This is a genomic window from Actinopolyspora mortivallis DSM 44261 (assembly GCF_000384035.1).
Taxonomy (GTDB): Bacteria; Actinomycetota; Actinomycetes; order Mycobacteriales; family Pseudonocardiaceae; genus Actinopolyspora; species Actinopolyspora mortivallis.
In genome coordinates this window covers 1207099-1224273 of sequence record NZ_KB913024.1, presented here as the reverse complement: position 1 = coordinate 1224273, position 17175 = coordinate 1207099, and the positions used below count along the sequence as shown (strand labels likewise).

Sequence of the window (17175 nt, the reverse complement as noted above, 5' to 3'; positions counted from 1 at the left end):
CACACGGGGCCTCCGTCCCGACCGGGAAGCTCCCCACCCGAGGCCCTGTCGACCACGCACGACCGACAGGGCGAACGTTTTCCGAGAAAACGAACACGTTCCGAGTGACACGGCCGGAAACGGCCCGGGTCCGAACCCGGGCCGACCGCCTCCGGAGATCAGGTCAGCTGGACCAGATCCATGTACTCCTCGGACCAGTGGTCCTCGCTGCCGTCGGGCAGCAGGATCACCCGTTCCGGTTCGAGTGCCTCGACCGCACCCGGATCATGGGTGACCAGCACCACCGCTCCGGTGAAACCGCGCAGCGCGTCCAACACCTGCTCCCGGCTGGCCGGGTCGAGGTTGTTGGTCGGCTCGTCCAGCAGCAACACGTTCGCGGCACTGGAGACCAGTCCGGCCAGCGCCAACCGGGTCTTCTCCCCACCGGACAGGGTCCCCGCCGGCTGCTGGAGCTGTTCCCCGCCGAACAGGAAGGCCCCCAACAGGGTGCGCAGCTCCTGCTCCGGGGTCCCCGGGGCCACCCCGCGGATGTTCTCCCACACCGTGGCGTCGGTGTCCAGGGTCTCGTGCTCCTGGGCGTAGTAGCCGATCCGCAGGCCGTAGCCCGGCTGCACCTGCCCCGCGTCGGGCGCCTCCATCCCGGCCAGCAGGCGCAACAGCGTGGTCTTGCCCGCGCCGTTGAACCCGAGCACCACCACCCTGGAACCACGGTCCACCGCCAGATCGACCCCGCTGAAGATCTCCAGCGACCCGTAGGACTTCGACAGTCCCCTGGCCGTCAACGGCGTGCTGCCGCAGTTCGCCGGAGCGGGGAAACGGATCCTGGCCGTCTTCTCGACGGCCTGTTCCTCGTCGAGATCGGCCAGCATCTCCTCGGCACGCCGGGCCATGTTCTTGGCGGCCACGGCCTTGGTCGCCTTCGCCCCCAGCTTATCGGCCTGGGCCTTGAGTGCGGAGGCCTTCTTCTCCGCGTTCGCCCGTTCCCGGCGCCTGCGCTTCTCGTCGTCGGCCCGGGCCTCCTGGTAACGCTGCCAGTTCATGTTGTACACGTCGGCCTCACCGCGCACCGCGTCCAGGTACCAGACCTTGTTGACCACGGCGTCGATGAGCTCCACGTCGTGGCTGATCACCACGAGACCCCCGTCGTGGGCCTTGAGGAAGTCCCGCAGCCAGGTGATCGAGTCGGCGTCCAGGTGGTTGGTGGGCTCGTCCAACAGCAGGGTCGTGTTGGAGCGCCCGCCGGGACCGGCCTCGGAGGCGGCGAACAGGATGCGGGCGAGCTCCACCCTCCTGCGCTGGCCTCCCGACAGGGTTCGCAGCGGCTGGTTCAGCACCCCGTCCGGCAGTCCGAGATTGCCACAGATCCGTCCCGCCTCGCCCTCCGCAGCGTAGCCACCACGCGCGGCGAAACGCTCCTCCAGCTTGCCGTACCTGCGAATGACGCGATCGCGCTCCCGCTCGTCGACGAGTTCGGCCATCTCGGTCTGGGCCTTGTCCATGTCACGCAGAATCCGGTCCAGTCCGCGCGCGGACAGCACCCGGTCGCGGGCGGTGACCGAGAGGTCCCCCTCCCTCGGGTCCTGTGGCAGGTAACCGATCTCGCCCTGCCGGGTGATCTCGCCTCCGTAGGGCTCCCCCTCACCGGCCAGCACCCGCAGGGTCGTGGTCTTGCCGGCACCGTTGCGTCCGACCAGACCCACCCGGTCACCGGGCTGGACGCGCAGGGTCGCGTCCGAGAGCAGGATGCGGGAACCGGCCCTGAGTTCCAGGCCATTCGCAGAGATCAACGAAAACTCCGGATCGAGACGTATCGGGCACACAGACTTACAGGGGCACAGCCACCCCGGGACTCGGCGGAAACAGCGGACGCGTCGGGCCGGCGGACTCCCGTGTCCCGCTGCGGGACACGCACCCACGAACCGAGGCGGCAGCCCGCGGAACAGCCATGCGAAACGGCCGGACGTCCGAGCCCGACGAGGTCACGAGCCACGGAAAGCGGCCGGTCACGAGCCGCAACGAGTATACCCGCCCCGGAACGCGGCACGACAAGGATTTCTGGTCTCCGCCGGCGCGCGACGGGCGACGAACGCGGAACACCACTTCGGAGCCGGCAGCGGGCCGCTCACCCGCCGGGTTCCCGGACCTCCACTTCCACGGCACGGGCACGACGGGCGGCCCGCTCCAGCACCGAGCGCCGGGGTTCGGCCACGTCCAGCACCCGGGGTTCCGCCCACCGCCACAGCTCGGCCAGCCGGGTGTCGGAGCCCAGCTCGGACAGCACCCCCCGGTCTCCACCGAGCACCAGCCCCTCCAGCCGTTCCCGTTCCGGGAGGAGCACCTCGGCCACCGTGTCGGCCACCGCGCTCACCGCCCTACGCGCCTGGCCCTGCCTTCTGCGCGCGTAGCGCTTCTGGGACCAACCACCGGCCTTGCTCCTGCCCTGCAGGTGGTGCCGGTCCGTGGAGGAGAACAGCACCTCCTCCCCCTGGGCCACCCCGACACTGTGCGCCCCGTGCCGCGCCAGCACCAGCCCTGTCCGACGGCTCCTGCCGACGTGCTCGACCAGCCCGTCCACCTCCAGGCCGGGACGGGTTCCGTGGGGCGGGGAAAGCTCCTCGAAGGGAACGCGCACTGTGGCACTCGCCCCGTCGGAGGTGAGCACCCGCACGTGGCGGGGTTCCACCGTGGTGGACTCTGTCCCCTCGTGGTTCGCCGCGAAACGCTCGAACCACCCGAGCAGCCTCTCCGGCTCCACCTCGACCGCTCTGCCGCCTCCCGGCAACTGTCGCACTCTGCTCACGAGGCGCTCACAGCACGAAGGTGTCCGACCACAGCTGGGTGGTACGTCCGGACAACGACTCCAACAGCGCCGCCGCCTGCTCGTCGGTCAACGAGGCGACGAAGTCGATGACCGCGCGGCCACGGGCCATGCGTTCCAGTTCCTCACGGTCGGGCGGACCGTGCGAACCCCCCGAGGGGGCCAACAACTCCGGGTCCTGGCGACGCATCCGCTCGAACTGACCCACGGCGTGCTCGAACAGGTCGCGCAGCCGGTGCGGCAGGCGCGCGGACTCGCTGCGGTCGATCAACCACTCGTCCAGGGCCTGCACGAGCTTGCTCACCAGCCGGTCCTGTCCCCGCTGGTGCAGTGCCAGGTCGGGGCGTTGCAGCACGAACCGCCGGTGCACGAACTTCAGGATCTGGACCTCGTGCCACTGCTCGGTCTCCAGCAGCACATGCCCGGAGCGGACCGTGGGCTCCTCCTCCACCCGAACACCACGCACCAACCGTCTGGTCCACGTTCCGGAGAAGGCGGCCACGGCCTGCTCTGCCTGCTTGGAACGGTCGAAGGGCTGTTCCAGCAGCTTGGTCACCAGGTCGGCCTGGACCTTCTTGACGGCGTTGACGAAGGCCTCGTCGTCGGCGATCCAGGAGTCCTTGGCGTGCAGCCTCCGGCGCAGGCTCTCCAGCGAGTAGCCCGGACGCTCGATCCCGCGCTCCACCACCCCGTCGTCCAGCGCGGCCAGCTCCGCGGAACGGCCCAGCCACTCGGTCAGCTCCGTGGAGACCGTGGCGTGCTGCAGGATCCCCACGCGGTGGAAGTCCTCCAGGTCGTGGATCGCGTAGGCGATGTCGTCGGCCGTGTCCATGATCGAGGCTTCCACGGTCTGCTGCCACTGCCGCAGACGTCCGGCGAACGGTGCCCGGCAGTCGAGCATGTCGTCGAGCTCCGTGCCGTAGCACGAGAACTTGGAGGCACCGGTTCCCGGCGCGTCCTCCGGTTCGGAGGCCCCGCGCGGGGGCACGGGCCATCCGCTCGGATGGGGCTCGGGGCGGGACAGACGCGTCCACGGGTACTTCAGCAGCGCCGCCCGCGTCGCGGCGGTCAGATCCAGTCCGTCCCCGCCGCCACCGCGCACGTCCACACTGCTGACGATCCGGAAGGTCTGGGCGTTGCCCTCGAAACCGTCCGCGATCCCGAAACGCTGCCGCGCCACGCGGTCCAGCACCCGTTCTCCCAGGTGGCCGAACGGAGGGTGCCCGAGATCGTGGGCGAGTCCGGCCCCCTCGACCACGTCGAGATCGCATCCGCCCAGTCGCTCCAGGACGGCACGACTGTCGGAATCCTCGAGCAGGCTCTCCGCGATCGCCCTGGCCACCTGGGCCACCTTGAGGCTGTGTGTGAGCCTGTTGTGCAGCAGCAACCCCGAACCACTGGGGCTGACGACCTGGGTGACCCCACCGAGACGGGCGAAGAAGGCCGAACTGGAGATCCTGTCCCGGTCGGCGCGGAACGGGCTGGAGGCCAGGTCGGCGGGCTGACCGGCCTCGCCGGGGGCCGCTGCCCCGGCGGAACCGGAAGCGCCGCGCCGCGCGGTTCGCTCGATTGGCGGCTCGCTGTCCATGACGTCACGCTACCGCCTCACCGGCCCGCCCCACGGAGGCACCGCCCTCGTGGTCTGATGGCCCCGTGGCGGACGTGCTGGTTGTGGGTGCGGGTCCCGCCGGTCGGTCCCTGGGGGCGGCCTGCGCGGACCTCGGACTGCGGGTGACCCTGGTCGACCCCGCCCCGGAGCGGGAATGGCCCCACACCTACGCGCTGTGGCGCGAGGAACTCCCGCCCCCCTTCGACGACACGGTCGTGGCCGCCAGCACCGACCGCATGACCGCGGTCGGCACCCGCGCCCACCCCCTGGAGGGCGAGTACTGCGTGGTGGACAACACCGCGCTGCGCGGGAGCCTGCACCGGGACTCGGTCCGCGAGGTGGCGGGAATCGTGCGCGCGGTGGAAGACGCCGGGGCCCGCCCGACGGTGCTGCTGCGGGACGGCAGGAAACTCTCGGCGACCGTGCTGGTCGACGCCTCCGGCGGTAACCGGGTGCTCTGCGGAGGACGCCCCGCCCGCACGGCCAGCGAGCAAACCGCCGTGGGGGTGGTGCTCGACGCCGAGAGCGCTGCTCCGCTGCTCGGCGGGGCGGGCGGGATCTTCATGGACTGGACCCGACCGCCGCACGTGCCACAGGGGTGGCCGACGTTCCTCTACGCGGTTCCGCTTCCGGGCCGACGGGTCCTGGTGGAGGAGACGGCGCTGGCCCGGCGACCGGGACTGCCCCTGGGCGTGCTGCGTGAGCGGCTGCGGAACCGACTGGCCAGCCGGGGGCTGGAACACTGTCCCCGGCTGGCCGAGGAGAGGGTGCGATTCACCCTGGACGATCCCGTGCCCGAGCTCTCCCGGACGGTTCCCTTCGGAATCGTTCCCTTCGGAGCCGCCGCCGGGTTGATCCACCCGGCCACCGGGTTCAGCGTGGGTGCCGTTCTCCGGCTGGCGCCGCTGGTCGCCGGTGCCGTGTCCGCGGCCCTGGGACAGGGTCCGGTGGCGGCGGCCGACAACGCCCGGCGGGTGTTGTGGCCGCCCCGGGCGCGGCTCGCCCGTCACCTGCGGCTGCGCGCCGCCGAAGGGCTGCTCACGATGCCCTCCGAGGCCGTCCCCCACTTCTTCGACGTGTTCTTCACGATGCGCCGTCGGCGGCGGCACGCCTTCCTCTCGCCCACCGGAACTCCCGGCGAGTGTCACCAGGCGATGACGGAGCTGTTCCGCCACTCCCCCTGGTGGCTGCGTCGGCACCTGGTTCTCGGAGGGCTCGGGTCCGGGGCGCTCGGTGGTCCACGACCGAGTGGGAGGACCGAAGGAGCGGGGCCACTCCCCCACGGGAAGGACGCGGAACGTGGCGCTTCGTGAGCACTGCGCTGTGGGAGTCACCACACCGCCCGCCCGCGATCGCTGTCACGGCAGGAACGAACGCGCTATGTTGTCGAAAGACTCTCGGACAGGAGCGTTGATATGTCGGTGAACACCCGGTGAACGGACTCGCTGAGCAAGCATGAATCCGGGCAGTATCGATCACGTGCTTGGACCGGCCAACGATGTGCGATTCGCGTTCCAGCCGTTGATCAACATCCGCACCGGAGCCGTGATCTCCGTGGAGGCACTGGCCCGTCCCGCCGACGGGCACGTCACCGAACTCTTCCGGAACGCCGCACGCGACAGGCGCGTCGGCACGCTGGACGTCGAACTGGCGGTCGCCGCCGTGGCACGGACCGCCGAACAACAGTCCCTGCTGCCACTGCACCTCAACGTCTTCGGGGGAACGGTCGCCTACGAAACCGACTCGCTGGACAGGCTGCACGGGAAACTCACCGAGGTCGGACGTCGCACTCCCGAGATCACCCTCGAGCTGACCCCTCCGTTCGCCCGGTTGGAGCGGGACAGGCTGTGCGCCGGGGTCGACCGGTTGCGCTCCCACGGCTACCGGATCGCGGTGGACGGCGTGGGGGAGGGCGACGTCCCACTGCGCACCATCACCGACCTCGCTCCGGAGGCGGTCAAACTCGACCCGGGTGTGGTGCGGGGCCTGCCCGACGACCCCGGCTGTGTCGCCCTGCTGGACACGCTGCTGGGACTGTGCGAGACGATCGGTGCGGTGCTCATCGCCGAAGGGGTGGAACAGGAGCACCAGCTGGAAACGCTCCGCGGTCGCGGAGTCCGGACGGTACAGGGAAACCTGTTGGCCGCCCCGGCACGCCGCCCGCCGAGTTCGCTGCAGATCACGGAACCGGCCACCGAGATCAGCGGATTCTCCGCCCGCCCTGATCCCGCTCCCTCCGGCCCCCGGGTGACCGACTTCCTCTCCCCGGCGACCATGCTGCCCGACGACGTCACGGCGGACACGGTGCGTGGTGTACTCGCCGACCACCCGGAGATCAGCGGGGTCGTGCTCGTCGACGAGCACAACAGACCCGAGTACTCCATCGACCGCAACCGCTTCCTGCTCGCGGTCACCGGTCCCTACGGGCACGCGCTGCACGCCCAGCGCCCCGCCTACCGCCTCGCGGACGAACCCCGTGTGGTGAGCACGGCGACCACCGCGATGGAGGCCCTCAACCTGGTCAGCGGCTCCGACCAGACCCGGGTCTACGACGACGCCGTGGTCGTGGACGAACAGGGCAGGTGTCTGGGTACCGTACGCGCGGTGCACCTGATCAGGGGGATGGCCGAGTTCCGCGCCGAACAGGCGGCCGCGCTGAACCCGTTGACCAGGCTGCCGGGCAGCGAGGCGATCGAACGCGACGTGAACGCCCGCATCGCCGCGGGTGAGGTCTTCGCGCTGAGCTGGTTGGACATCGACAGCTTCAAAACGATCAACGACACCGCCGGGTTCTCGGTGGGGGACGAGCTGATCCGCTCGGTCGGCAGAAGTCTCACCGACGCCGCCACGGCGTTACGGTCGGTGCGGGTCGGTCACGTCGGCGGGGACGACTTCCTGGTGGTCACCGACCTGGACGACCTGCTCTCCCTGGGAGAGGCGGTACTCGACCCGCCCAGGCGGGCGGGGGAGCTGAACGTGACCCTCTCGTTGTCGACCCTCGTGTGCGCCGGCAACGAGACGGACTCCTACCGTGAGGCCTCCCGGATGCTGGTTCCGTTGAAGGAACGGGCCAAGTCCCTGGCGGGATCCAGCTGGGTGATGTCGCGCATCGGTTCGGGCCGCGTCGACGTGCTGCGGGGCTCACCCCCCGACATACCCTCCCAGGCCGATCCCGGCTTCCCCAGCCGGGACCCCGATCCTCCGGGAGGAGTCGAACACCGCGGCGACGGTCCCTGATCCCCCGCCCCGCGCGGCGTCGGAACCGGCCCCTCCACGAGAACGGACCCCGTGGAACGACGTTTCCACGGGGTCCGTCCGGGACTCACGGGCCACGAACACGCGGCCCGCCGTGTTTCAGAGGGTGAATCCGAGTGCCCGGAGCTGCTCACGCCCCTCTTCGGTGATCTTCTCCGGACCCCACGGCGGGATCCACACCCACTCGATGTGGAAGTCGTTGACCAGACCACCACCCGGTCCGCCGGTCAGCGCGGAACGTGCCTGCTCCTCGATGACGTCGGTCAACGGACAGGCCGGCGAGGTCAACGTCATCTCGATGGTCGCCGTGTTGTCCTGTTCGACCCGCACTCCGTAGACCAGGCCGAGGTCGACCACGTTGATCCCCAACTCGGGGTCGACCACGTCACGCATGGCCTCCTCGACGTCCTCGACCGCGGCCAGCTCCGCCGTGGCCGTCGAGGTCTCGGGCATCCCCTCGGCCCCGCGCACCACCTCGGTGTTGTCCCCGGCGTTCTGCCGGGATTCGTTCTCGGTACTGGTCATGACGCTCCTACCTCGTCGACAACGCGCGATACGGCGTCCCGGAACGCCATCCACCCCAGCAGGGCGCACTTGACCCGCATGGGGTACTTGGCGACTCCCGCGAAGGCGACACCGTCCTCCAGAACGTCCTCGTCGGGTTCGACCTGGCCGCGCCCCTCCATGAGTTCGGTGAAGGCGGCCTGCTTGTCCAGTGCCTCCCGCAACGGACGTCCGACCACCAGATCGGTCAGCACCGAGGTGGCCGCCTGACTGATCGAACAACCCTGTCCGGAGTAGGAGACATCCTCGACGGTGGCTTCCGTGCCGGAACCGGTCAAGCGCACCCGCAACGTCACTTCGTCGCCACAGGTCGGATTCACCTGGAACGACTCGGCGTCGAACGGCTCCCGCAGCCCGTGTCGGTGCGGATTGCGGTAGTGGTCCAGGATGATCTCCTGGTACATCTGTTCGAGTTGCATCACCACGTCCTCAGCCTGCCGTCGGTGTCACCGCGAAGAAACGTTGTGCCTCCCGAACAGCATCCGCCAACGCCGTGACCTCGTCGAGCTCGTTGTAGAGGTAGAAGCTCGCCCGGATGGTCGCCGGCACTCCCATCCTGCGATGCAACGGCCACGCACAGTGGTGACCCACTCGGACCTCGACGCCTTGGTCGTCCATCACCTGGCTCGCGTCGTGCGGGTGGATCCCGTCGATCACGAAGGAGACCGCACCCCCGCGCTGCTCGGTCTCGGTGGGGCCGACGACGCGGACCCCCTCGATCGCCGAGAGCTCCCGCAAGGCGCGTTCGACCAACTGGTGCTCGTGCCGGGCGATCCGCTCCATACCGACCACAGACAGGTAGTCCACGGCGGCGCCGAGACCAACCACCTGGGACGTCATCGGAACCCCGGCCTCGAACCGCTGCGGCGGCTCGGCGAAGGTCGAGTGCTCCATGTGCACCAGCTCGATCATCGAACCGCCCGTCAGGAAGGGCGGCATCGCCCGGAGCAGCTCGTGCCTGCCGTAGAGCACCCCGATGCCGGAGGGGCCGAGCATCTTGTGCCCGGAGAACACGGCGAAGTCGACGCCGAGGCCGGCGAAGTCGACCGGCCCGTGCGGCACGGACTGGCACGCGTCGAGCACCACGAGAGCCCCGACCTCGTGGGCACGCCGCACGATCGACTCCAGCGGGTTGACGGTCCCCAGCACGTTCGACTGGTGCGTCACCGCCACCACCCTGGTCCGCTCGTGCACCAGCGTGTCCAGCTCGGACAGGTCCAGACGCCCCTCGTCGGTCACCCCGAACCAGCGCAGGGTGGCACCGGTGCGCTGGCACAGCTGCTGCCACGGCACGAGGTTGGCGTGGTGCTCCATCTCGCTGACCACCACCTCGTCCCCCGGTCCGAGACGGAAGCGTTCCGCCTCGGGCCCGGACGTGGCCGCGTTGCTCATCGCGTACGCGACGAGATTGACCCCCTCGGTGGCGTTCTTGGTGAACACGATCTCGTCGGTGTTCACCCCGACGAACCGGGCGATCCTGGCACGCGCGCCCTCGTAGGCGTCCGTCGCCTCCTCAGCGAGCTGATGCGCACCACGATGCACCGCCGCGTTGGAGGTCTCCAGGAAGGATCGCTCCGCGTCGAGCACCTGACGGGGCCGCTGGGAGGTCGCCCCGGAATCCAGGTAGACCAGCCGGCGCCCGTCGCGCACCGTCCGCTGGAGAATCGGAAAGTCGGCACGGATGGCGGCGACGTCCAACGGCGCCGTCGTGGTGCTCACACCCGTCTGCGCGGTGTCCTGCCCCCGGACACCGGGAGGCTCAACGGTCATGACTGTGCGGCCGCCTCCTTCTTGTTCGTGAAGCGGACGTAGCCGGACTCCTCCAGCTCGTCGGCCAGCTCCGGACCACCGGACTCCACGACCTGCCCGCCGACGAAGACGTGCACGTAGTCGGGCTGGACGTGCTTGAGGATCCGGGTGTAGTGGGTGATCAGCAGAACGCCCCTGTCCCCGTTCTGCCGGTAGCGGTTGATCCCGTCGGAGACCACCCGCAGCGCGTCGACGTCCAGACCGGAGTCGGTCTCGTCGAGGATCGCGAACTTCGGGTTGAGCAGGTCCAGCTGCAGGATCTCGTGACGCTTCTTCTCGCCACCGGAGAAGCCCTCGTTGACGCTGCGCTCGGAGAACGACTCGTCGATCTCCAGGTTGCTCATCGCCTGCTTGACTTCCTTGACCCAGTGGCGGATCTGCGGCGCCTCACCCCGTGTGGCGGTGGCCGCGCTGCGCAGGAAGTTCGACATGGAGACGCCCGGGACCTCCACCGGGTACTGCATGGCGAGGAACAGCCCCGCGCGGGCGCGCTCGTCCACGCTCATCTCCAGCACGTCCTCACCGTCGAGCAGCACCGAGCCCGAGGTGACGGTGTACTTGGGGTGTCCGGCGACCGCGTAGGCCAGGGTCGACTTGCCCGAGCCGTTGGGGCCCATGAAGGCGTGGGTCTCACCCGAACGCACGGTGAGGTTCACGCCGGTGAGGATCTCCTTGGACTCCTCCTCGGTCACCACGTCGGCGTGCAGGTCCTTGATTTCCAGGGTGGCCATCGTGTTCGTTCTTCTCCCGGTGTTGTCGCGAAAAGCCTTGTCCGACGCCGCGGGCGGCGGCGGTGGGCGGTGCGGTCGGAACGCCGCGGCGTTCCGACCGTGGCCGGGTCACTCCCCGACCGCCGCCAGTTCCTTGTCGATCGCGGCCTCCAGCCGCTCGCGCACCTCGTCGACGGTGATCTTCTGCAGGATCTCGCCGAAGAAACCCCGCACCACCAGACGACGGGCCTGGTCGTAGGGGATACCCCTGGCCTGGAGGTAGAACAGCTGGTCGTCGTCGAAGCGTCCGATGGCACTGGCGTGGCCCGCTCCGGCGATCTCGCCGGTCTCGATCTCCAGGTTGGGCACCGAGTCAGCCCGGGCCCCCTCGGTGAGCACGAGGTTGCGGTTGAGCTCGAAGGTGTCCGTTCCCTCGGCGGCCGCCTGGATGAGCACGTCGCCGATCCAGACCGAACGTGCCGAATCGCCCTGCAACGCCCCCTTGTAGGTGACGTTGCTGCGGCAGTTCGGCTGGGCGTGGTCCATCAGCAGCCGGTGCTCCTGGTGCTGGCCGCTGTCGGTGAAGTACACACCGAGGACCTCGGCGTCGCCGCCCCGGTCGGTGAAGCTGACCTTGGTGTTGACCCGCACGAGGTCCCCGCCGAGGGTGGCGGCGAAGTGCCGGAACACCGCGTCCTTGCCGAGACTGGCGTGCTCGGAGGACACCTGGGTGGCGTCGTCGGCGAAGTCGTGGATGGTGACCACCGAGAGCCGGGCGGAGTCCTCGACGATCAGCTCGACGTTGTCGCCGATCACTCCGGAGCCCCGGTAGTCCAACACCACGGTGGCATCCGAGAGGGGCTCGGCCCGCACCTGAAGGTGCCCGTAGGCGGTGGCCCCCTCTCCGGGACCGTGCACGGTGACGGTGATCGGCTCACTCGCCCTGGTGTCCTTCGGTACGGTCACCACGGTGGCCTCGGAGAAGGAGCACCACGACTGGGCGGCCACCCGGTCGGCGGGCGCACCGGCCCTGCCGAGTCGCTCGTCCTCGCGACCGACGGTCTCCACCCGGGCGGAGCTGTCCCCGGTGACCTCGACGCTCAGCGAACCGGTCGCCGCGGCGGAGCCGTCGTGCAGCCCCCGCAGCCGCTTCATCGGAGTGAAGCGCCAGTCCTCCTCACGACCTCCGGGAACCTCGAAGGCCTCCACGTCGTAGGAGGTGAAACGGTGTCCCCGGGAACTCCGCGGCGGAACCGCGGAGTTGGTCGTGCCCTGCTCGTCGAGGCCCTCGCGGCCGGACGTTTCGAGAGTCGACTCCGTCATCAGCCGACGGCCCCTTCCATCTGCAGCTCGATCAAACGGTTGAGTTCCAGTGCGTATTCCATGGGCAGTTCGCGCGCGATGGGCTCGACGAAACCACGCACCACCATCGCCATGGCCTCGTCCTCGGTCAGCCCACGCTGCATGAGGTAGAACAGCTGGTCGTCGCTGACCTTGGAGACGGTGGCCTCGTGGCCCATCGTCACGTCGTCGACCCGCACGTCCACGTAGGGATAGGTGTCCGACTGGCTGATGTTGTCCACCAGCAGCGCGTCACACTTCACGTTGGAGGCCGAGTGGTTGGCGCGCTTGGCGACCTTGACCAGCCCCCGGTAGGAGGTGCGCCCCCCGCTGCGGGCGATCGACTTGGACACGATGGAGGACGAGGTGTGCGGGGCCATGTGCTCCATCTTGGCACCCGCGTCCTGGTGCTGGTTCTCGCCGGCGAAGGCGACCGAGAGCACCTCGCCCTTGGCGTGCTCGCCCATCAGGAAGACCGAGGGATACTTCATGGTCACCTTGGAGCCGAGGTTGCCGTCGACCCACTCCATGGTGGCGCCCTCCTCGGCCTTGGCCCGCTTGGTGACCAGGTTGTACACGTTGTTCGACCAGTTCTGGATGGTCGTGTAGCGGCAGCGCGCGTTGCGCTTGACCACGATCTCGACCACGGCGGAGTGCAGCGAGTCGGTCGAGTAGATCGGGGCGGTGCAGCCCTCGACGTAGTGCACGTAGGCACCCTCGTCGACCACGATCAGCGTCCGCTCGAACTGGCCCATGTTCTCGGTGTTGATCCGGAAATAGGCCTGCAGCGGGATGTCCACGTGGACGCCCTTGGGCACGTAGATGAACGAACCGCCGGACCACACCGCGGTGTTCAGCGCGGAGAACTTGTTGTCCCCCGCCGGGATCACCGAGCCGAAGTACTCCTCGAAGATCTCGGGGTGCTCCTGCAGGGCCGTGTCGGTGTCCAGGAACTTGACGCCCTTTTCCTCGAGGTCCTCACGGATCTTGTGGTAGACCACCTCGGACTCGTACTGCGCGGCGACACCGGCCACCAGACGCTGCTTCTCCGCCTCGGGGATCCCCAGCCTGTCGTAGGTGTTCCTGATGTCCTCGGGCAGGTCCTCCCAGCTCTGGGCCTGCTCCTCGGTGGAACGGACGAAGTACTTGATGTTGTCGAAGTCGATCTCCGAGAGATCGGCACCCCAGGTCGGGGTCGGCTTGCGCTCGAACAGGTTGAGCGCCTTCAGCCTGGTCTGCAGCATCCACTCGGGCTCGCCCTTCTGCTGCGAGATCTCCCGGACCACGTCCTCGTTGAGACCACGCTGCGCGTTCGCGCCCGCGAAGTCGGGATCGGCCCAGCCGTACTCGTAGTTGCCGAGCGTGGCGAGGGTCTCCTCCTGGGACATCGGTTCGGAACTGGGCACCGTGGTGGGTGTGCGCTGCTCCGCAGCGGCAGTCATACGGGCTCCCCTCCATGAGGAATCGGGGCGGTCTCCTGCTGTTTCGGGTTCCGCTCGGCGGTCCCCTGCTCAACAGTCTCGCGGTCGGCTCCCGGGCGAACGGTCCGCTCGGGTGTCCGACCTGTGGGGGACGTGCGTGGTACAGGCCGCGTCGCCGTTGGCGATCGTGGCCAGCCGTTGCACGTGGGTGCCGAGGACTTCGGCGAAGGCCTCCGTCTCGGCTTCACACAACTGCGGAAAGTCCGCAGCGACATGCGCCACCGGGCAGTGGTGCTGGCACAGCTGCTCTCCCGAGCCGACGGTGCGGGTGGAGGCGGCGTAGCCCTCCCGCGTCAACGCGTCGGCCAGCACCCGGGCACGTTCGGCGACGCTCCCACCGGCCGCCAACGCCTCCCGGTGGTGCTCCACGAGAGCGGCCATCCTCCGCTCGGCGAACGAACGGATCGCCTCCTCGCCGGACTGTTCGGCCAGAAAACGCAGCGCCGAGACGGCGAGGTCGTCGTAGGCGTGACCGAACCGGGCCCTACCCGCCTCGGTCAGCAGGAACAGCTTAGCCGGACGTCCCCTTCCCCGCCGACCACGGCGCGAGGACTCCCTCGTGCAGGCCTCACCGTCGGCGACGAGCGCGTCGAGGTGCCTGCGCACCGCCGTGGCGCTGATGCCGAGGCGTTCGGCCACCGCGGCCGCGGTCACCGGCCCCTGCTCCAGCACCGTCCGGGCGACCAGGTGCCTGGTACGCCCGTCCCCGGCGTTCGGCGCCGGGGGCCGTGCGGCGTTCGGCGCCGGGGGCCGTGCGGCGTCCGGCGCCGCGGCGGCCGAGGGGCTCGCCGCGTCCGCGGGGGAGGTTCCGACGTTTTTCACAACACTGATGTTACCTAATTAGTCGACCCGCAGCAGCGGGCAGGGTCGACCACATGATTCGGATCACACCACGGCCCCAAGAACCGCTCGGCGGCGGACTCCCCACCGCCCCGCTCCGGGAGATGCCACGACGAAGTCGCCCTTGACACCCGAAGCCACGAACGAGTAGCTAGGCTCGGTCGACATGGCAGCCGCAGCGACCGAGACGGAAGACCCCGGTGGGGGCGTGTCCGAGCGGGACCCCCTCGGAGCGAGCACGGGCCCCGAGCCCGACGAGCAGCGCGGCCCCGCGCCGCTCGACGAGCGGGAACGTCGCCAACTCGCGCTCACCCGCAGGTTCGGAACCACCGGCTCCCTGCTGCTCGCCGTGGGGGCCATCGGAGCGGGAGCGGCCCCGGTGGACAACCCGGTCTCCGGGATGCGCCTGATCGGACTGCCCGCCCGGATGCCCACCGTGGCCATGGCCTGCGCCTGGCTGGGCATGTTGATGATCGTCACCGCCTGGCTGTGGCTGGGCCGGTTCGCCGCCCCCGGACGGCCGCGCAGACTGTCCCGACCCCAGCTCGGACGCACCGTGGTGATGTGGGCCCTACCGCTGGCGGTGGCCCCACCGTTGTTCAGCCGCGACATGTACGCCTACCTGGCCCAGAGCGCCGTGGCCGCCAGCGGGGCCGATCCCTACCAGGTGGGACCCGACGCGGCTCTCGGGGTGGACCACCCGCTCACCGCGAACGTCCCCAACATCTGGCGCGACACCCCGGCGCCGTACGGCCCCCTGTTCCTCATGCTCGGCCGGGTGGTCGCCCTCGTCGTCGGCAACGACGTGGTCTTCGGCGTGCTGGCCTGGCGCACCATCATGATCGCCTCCCTCGTGCTGGCGATCTGGGCCATCCCCCGACTGGCCGCCCGCTGCGGCGTACACCCCTCCGGAGCGCTGTGGCTCACCGCGGCCAACCCGCTGGTGCTGTTCCACGTGGTCAGCGGGATGCACAACGAGGCCCTGCTGCTGGGGATGATGCTGGCCGGACTCGAACTCGGACTCCGCCTGCGCGGAACGCTCGGACTCACCGTGGGGGGCGTGATCATCGTGATCGCCGGGGCGATCAAACCGCCCGCCTTCATCGCGCTGGGGTTCTTCGGCATCCAGCTCGTACGCCGCCGCGGCGGCGGGATGCTGGAGCTGGTGCGCACCGCCGCCCTGCTCACCGTGATCTTCCTCGTCACCATGGCCGTGATCACCCAGACCAGCACCTGGGGACTCGGCTGGATGGAGACCTTCGACGTTCCGAACCGCATCAAGACGTGGCTGGCACCGATGACCGCCCTGGGCATGTTCGGCGGAGGCGGGGTCAGCATGCTGCTCGGGCTCGGCAACCACACCGACGCGATGCTGAGCATCACCAAGGTCGTCGGTTACGCGGGATGCGCCGTGGTGTGCCTGTGGCTGCTGTGGCTGTCCTTCCGTGACCGGATCCGCCCCCTCACGGGTCTGGGCATCACCCTGGGCGCGGTCGCGCTGCTCGGGCCGGTGCTGCACCCCTGGTACCTGTTGTGGGCGCTCGCCCCGCTGGCCGTGTCGACCACCGACTCCCGGATCCGCGGCTCCATCATCGGCATCAGCGCCGTGGTCGCCCTGCTGGTCCCCCCCACCGGCATGGCCTACGTCCTGCGTGCCTACATGATCCCCTTCGCCGTGATCGCCGCCCTCGTCGCGTTCGGCCTGATTCTGCTGCTCCTGCGGGGCAGATCCCCCGGCCTACCGCAGACCCGCGGTGAACGTGTTCCGGCGGGGTCCTAGGCTGGCGGAGCGTGGAACCAGACGCCGACCGCGCTGCCGTGCGGGCGCAGGGGCTGAGCAAACGACTCGGCGGCAACCTCGCCGTGGCCGATGTCGACCTGTCCCTGGACCGCGGGGAGGTCCTCGCCCTGCTCGGGCCCAACGGGGCGGGCAAAACCACCACCGTGGAGATCTGCGAGGGCTTCCTGCGTCCGGACGACGGGCGGGTGCGCGTGCTCGGCACGGACCCCTTCACCCAGGGACACCGGTTGCGTCCCCGGATCGGGGTGATGCCCCAGGGGGGCGGGGCCTATCCCGGGGTGCGCGCCGGAGAGATGCTGAGGTTGCTGGCCTCCTGCTGCGCCACCCCCCTGGACCCGGAGTGGCTGCTGGCGACCCTGGGCCTGAGCGAGGTGCGCTCCACCCCGTACAAGCGCCTCTCCGGTGGTCAGCAGCAGCGCCTCTCCCTGGCCTGCGCCCTGGTGGGACGTCCCGAACTCGTCTTCCTCGACGAACCCACCGCCGGAATGGACGCACACGCCCGCAACCTGGTGTGGGAACTGATCACGGCCCTGCGCTCCGACGGTGTCGGCGTGCTGCTGACCACCCACGTGATGGAGGAGGCCGAGACCCTCGCCGACCGCGTGGTGATCGTGGACCACGGGCGGGTGCTGGCCGCGGGCACCCCCACGGAACTGACCTCCGGCGAGGAACGCGGACGTGAGTTGCGCTTCACTTCCCGCCCCGCTCTCGACCTGGAACCGCTGCTGGCCGCACTGCCCGAGGGGTGCTCGGCGTGGGAGAGCCGGCCCGGCCAATACCTGCTGCGCGGCGACATCGACCCGCAGACGATCTCCACCGTGACGGCCTGGTGCGCCCGGCACGGAGTGCTCGCCGACGAGCTGCGGCTCGGGCGACGCACCCTGGAGGACGTCTTCCTCGACCTCACCGGACGGGAGTTGCGCTCGTGACACGCGACGGCCTCGACA

General features: G+C 69.7%; 14 protein-coding genes. 4 read left to right on the top strand and 10 right to left on the bottom strand.

Annotated features, from left to right (window positions below):
- Positions 1–158: 158 nt before the first annotated feature.
- The 3 genes from ACTMO_RS0106010 to ACTMO_RS0106000 form a co-directional block, all read right to left on the bottom strand.
- Positions 159–1787, bottom strand: coding sequence for an ABC-F family ATP-binding cassette domain-containing protein (locus ACTMO_RS0106010; protein WP_019853766.1), 1629 nt, complete (start codon positions 1785–1787; stop codon positions 159–161).
- Positions 1788–2122: 335 nt separating this feature from the next.
- Entirely contained in the window at positions 2123–2800 is a 678-nt protein-coding gene (locus tag ACTMO_RS0106005; protein WP_026448926.1) for an acVLRF1 family peptidyl-tRNA hydrolase, read from the bottom strand.
- A 7-nt stretch (positions 2801–2807) separates the two neighbouring features.
- Complete coding sequence (locus ACTMO_RS0106000) at positions 2808–4406, bottom strand: deoxyguanosinetriphosphate triphosphohydrolase family protein (RefSeq protein ID WP_019853764.1); 1599 nt, start codon at positions 4404–4406, stop codon at positions 2808–2810.
- A gap of 65 nt (positions 4407–4471) precedes the next feature.
- Here ACTMO_RS0106000 and ACTMO_RS0105995 point away from each other — a divergent pair, with 65 nt between their 5' ends.
- Both ACTMO_RS0105995 and ACTMO_RS0105990 read left to right on the top strand, forming a co-directional pair.
- On the top strand, positions 4472–5740 hold the full coding sequence (locus ACTMO_RS0105995) for a lycopene cyclase family protein (protein WP_019853763.1): 1269 nt from the start codon (positions 4472–4474) through the stop codon (positions 5738–5740).
- A gap of 142 nt (positions 5741–5882) precedes the next feature.
- Positions 5883–7664: an EAL domain-containing protein gene (locus ACTMO_RS0105990; RefSeq protein ID WP_019853762.1), complete on the top strand. Its 1782-nt coding sequence runs from the start codon at positions 5883–5885 to the stop codon at positions 7662–7664.
- A gap of 117 nt (positions 7665–7781) precedes the next feature.
- Here ACTMO_RS0105990 and ACTMO_RS0105985 read toward each other — a convergent pair whose 3' ends face one another.
- The 7 genes from ACTMO_RS0105985 to ACTMO_RS0105955 all read right to left on the bottom strand — a co-directional run bounded on the left by ACTMO_RS0105985 (position 7782) and on the right by ACTMO_RS0105955 (position 14409).
- Complete coding sequence (locus ACTMO_RS0105985; RefSeq protein WP_211213043.1) at positions 7782–8135, bottom strand: metal-sulfur cluster assembly factor; 354 nt, start codon at positions 8133–8135, stop codon at positions 7782–7784.
- Positions 8136–8203: 68 nt separating this feature from the next.
- Entirely contained in the window at positions 8204–8665 is a 462-nt protein-coding gene (gene sufU, locus ACTMO_RS0105980; RefSeq protein ID WP_019853760.1) for a Fe-S cluster assembly sulfur transfer protein SufU, read from the bottom strand.
- Between the two features lie 10 nt (positions 8666–8675).
- Complete coding sequence (locus ACTMO_RS0105975; RefSeq protein ID WP_019853759.1) at positions 8676–10016, bottom strand: cysteine desulfurase; 1341 nt, start codon at positions 10014–10016, stop codon at positions 8676–8678.
- Positions 10013–10786 carry a Fe-S cluster assembly ATPase SufC gene (gene sufC / locus ACTMO_RS0105970; RefSeq protein ID WP_019853758.1) on the bottom strand — a complete coding sequence of 258 codons (774 nt, stop codon included), beginning with the start codon at positions 10784–10786 and terminating at the stop codon, positions 10013–10015. Before sufC ends, ACTMO_RS0105975 begins: the two co-directional genes overlap by 4 nt.
- Before the next feature lie 108 nt (positions 10787–10894).
- On the bottom strand, positions 10895–12088 hold the full coding sequence (gene sufD / locus ACTMO_RS0105965; protein WP_019853757.1) for a Fe-S cluster assembly protein SufD: 1194 nt from the start codon (positions 12086–12088) through the stop codon (positions 10895–10897).
- The gene (sufB, locus tag ACTMO_RS0105960; RefSeq protein WP_019853756.1) at positions 12088–13548 is read right to left on the bottom strand and encodes a Fe-S cluster assembly protein SufB; all 1461 of its coding nucleotides are present in this window, start codon (positions 13546–13548) and stop codon (positions 12088–12090) included. Before sufB ends, sufD begins: the two co-directional genes overlap by 1 nt.
- A gap of 69 nt (positions 13549–13617) precedes the next feature.
- On the bottom strand, positions 13618–14409 hold the full coding sequence (locus tag ACTMO_RS0105955) for a helix-turn-helix transcriptional regulator (protein WP_019853755.1): 792 nt from the start codon (positions 14407–14409) through the stop codon (positions 13618–13620).
- Positions 14410–14593: 184 nt separating this feature from the next.
- On the opposite strand from ACTMO_RS0105955, the gene mptB reads away from it, so the two are divergent.
- Complete coding sequence (gene mptB / locus ACTMO_RS0105950) at positions 14594–16207, top strand: polyprenol phosphomannose-dependent alpha 1,6 mannosyltransferase MptB (protein ID WP_026448925.1); 1614 nt, start codon at positions 14594–14596, stop codon at positions 16205–16207.
- Positions 16208–16218: 11 nt separating this feature from the next.
- Entirely contained in the window at positions 16219–17157 is a 939-nt protein-coding gene (locus tag ACTMO_RS0105945; RefSeq protein ID WP_019853753.1) for an ABC transporter ATP-binding protein, read from the top strand.
- Positions 17158–17175 lie beyond the last annotated feature (18 nt).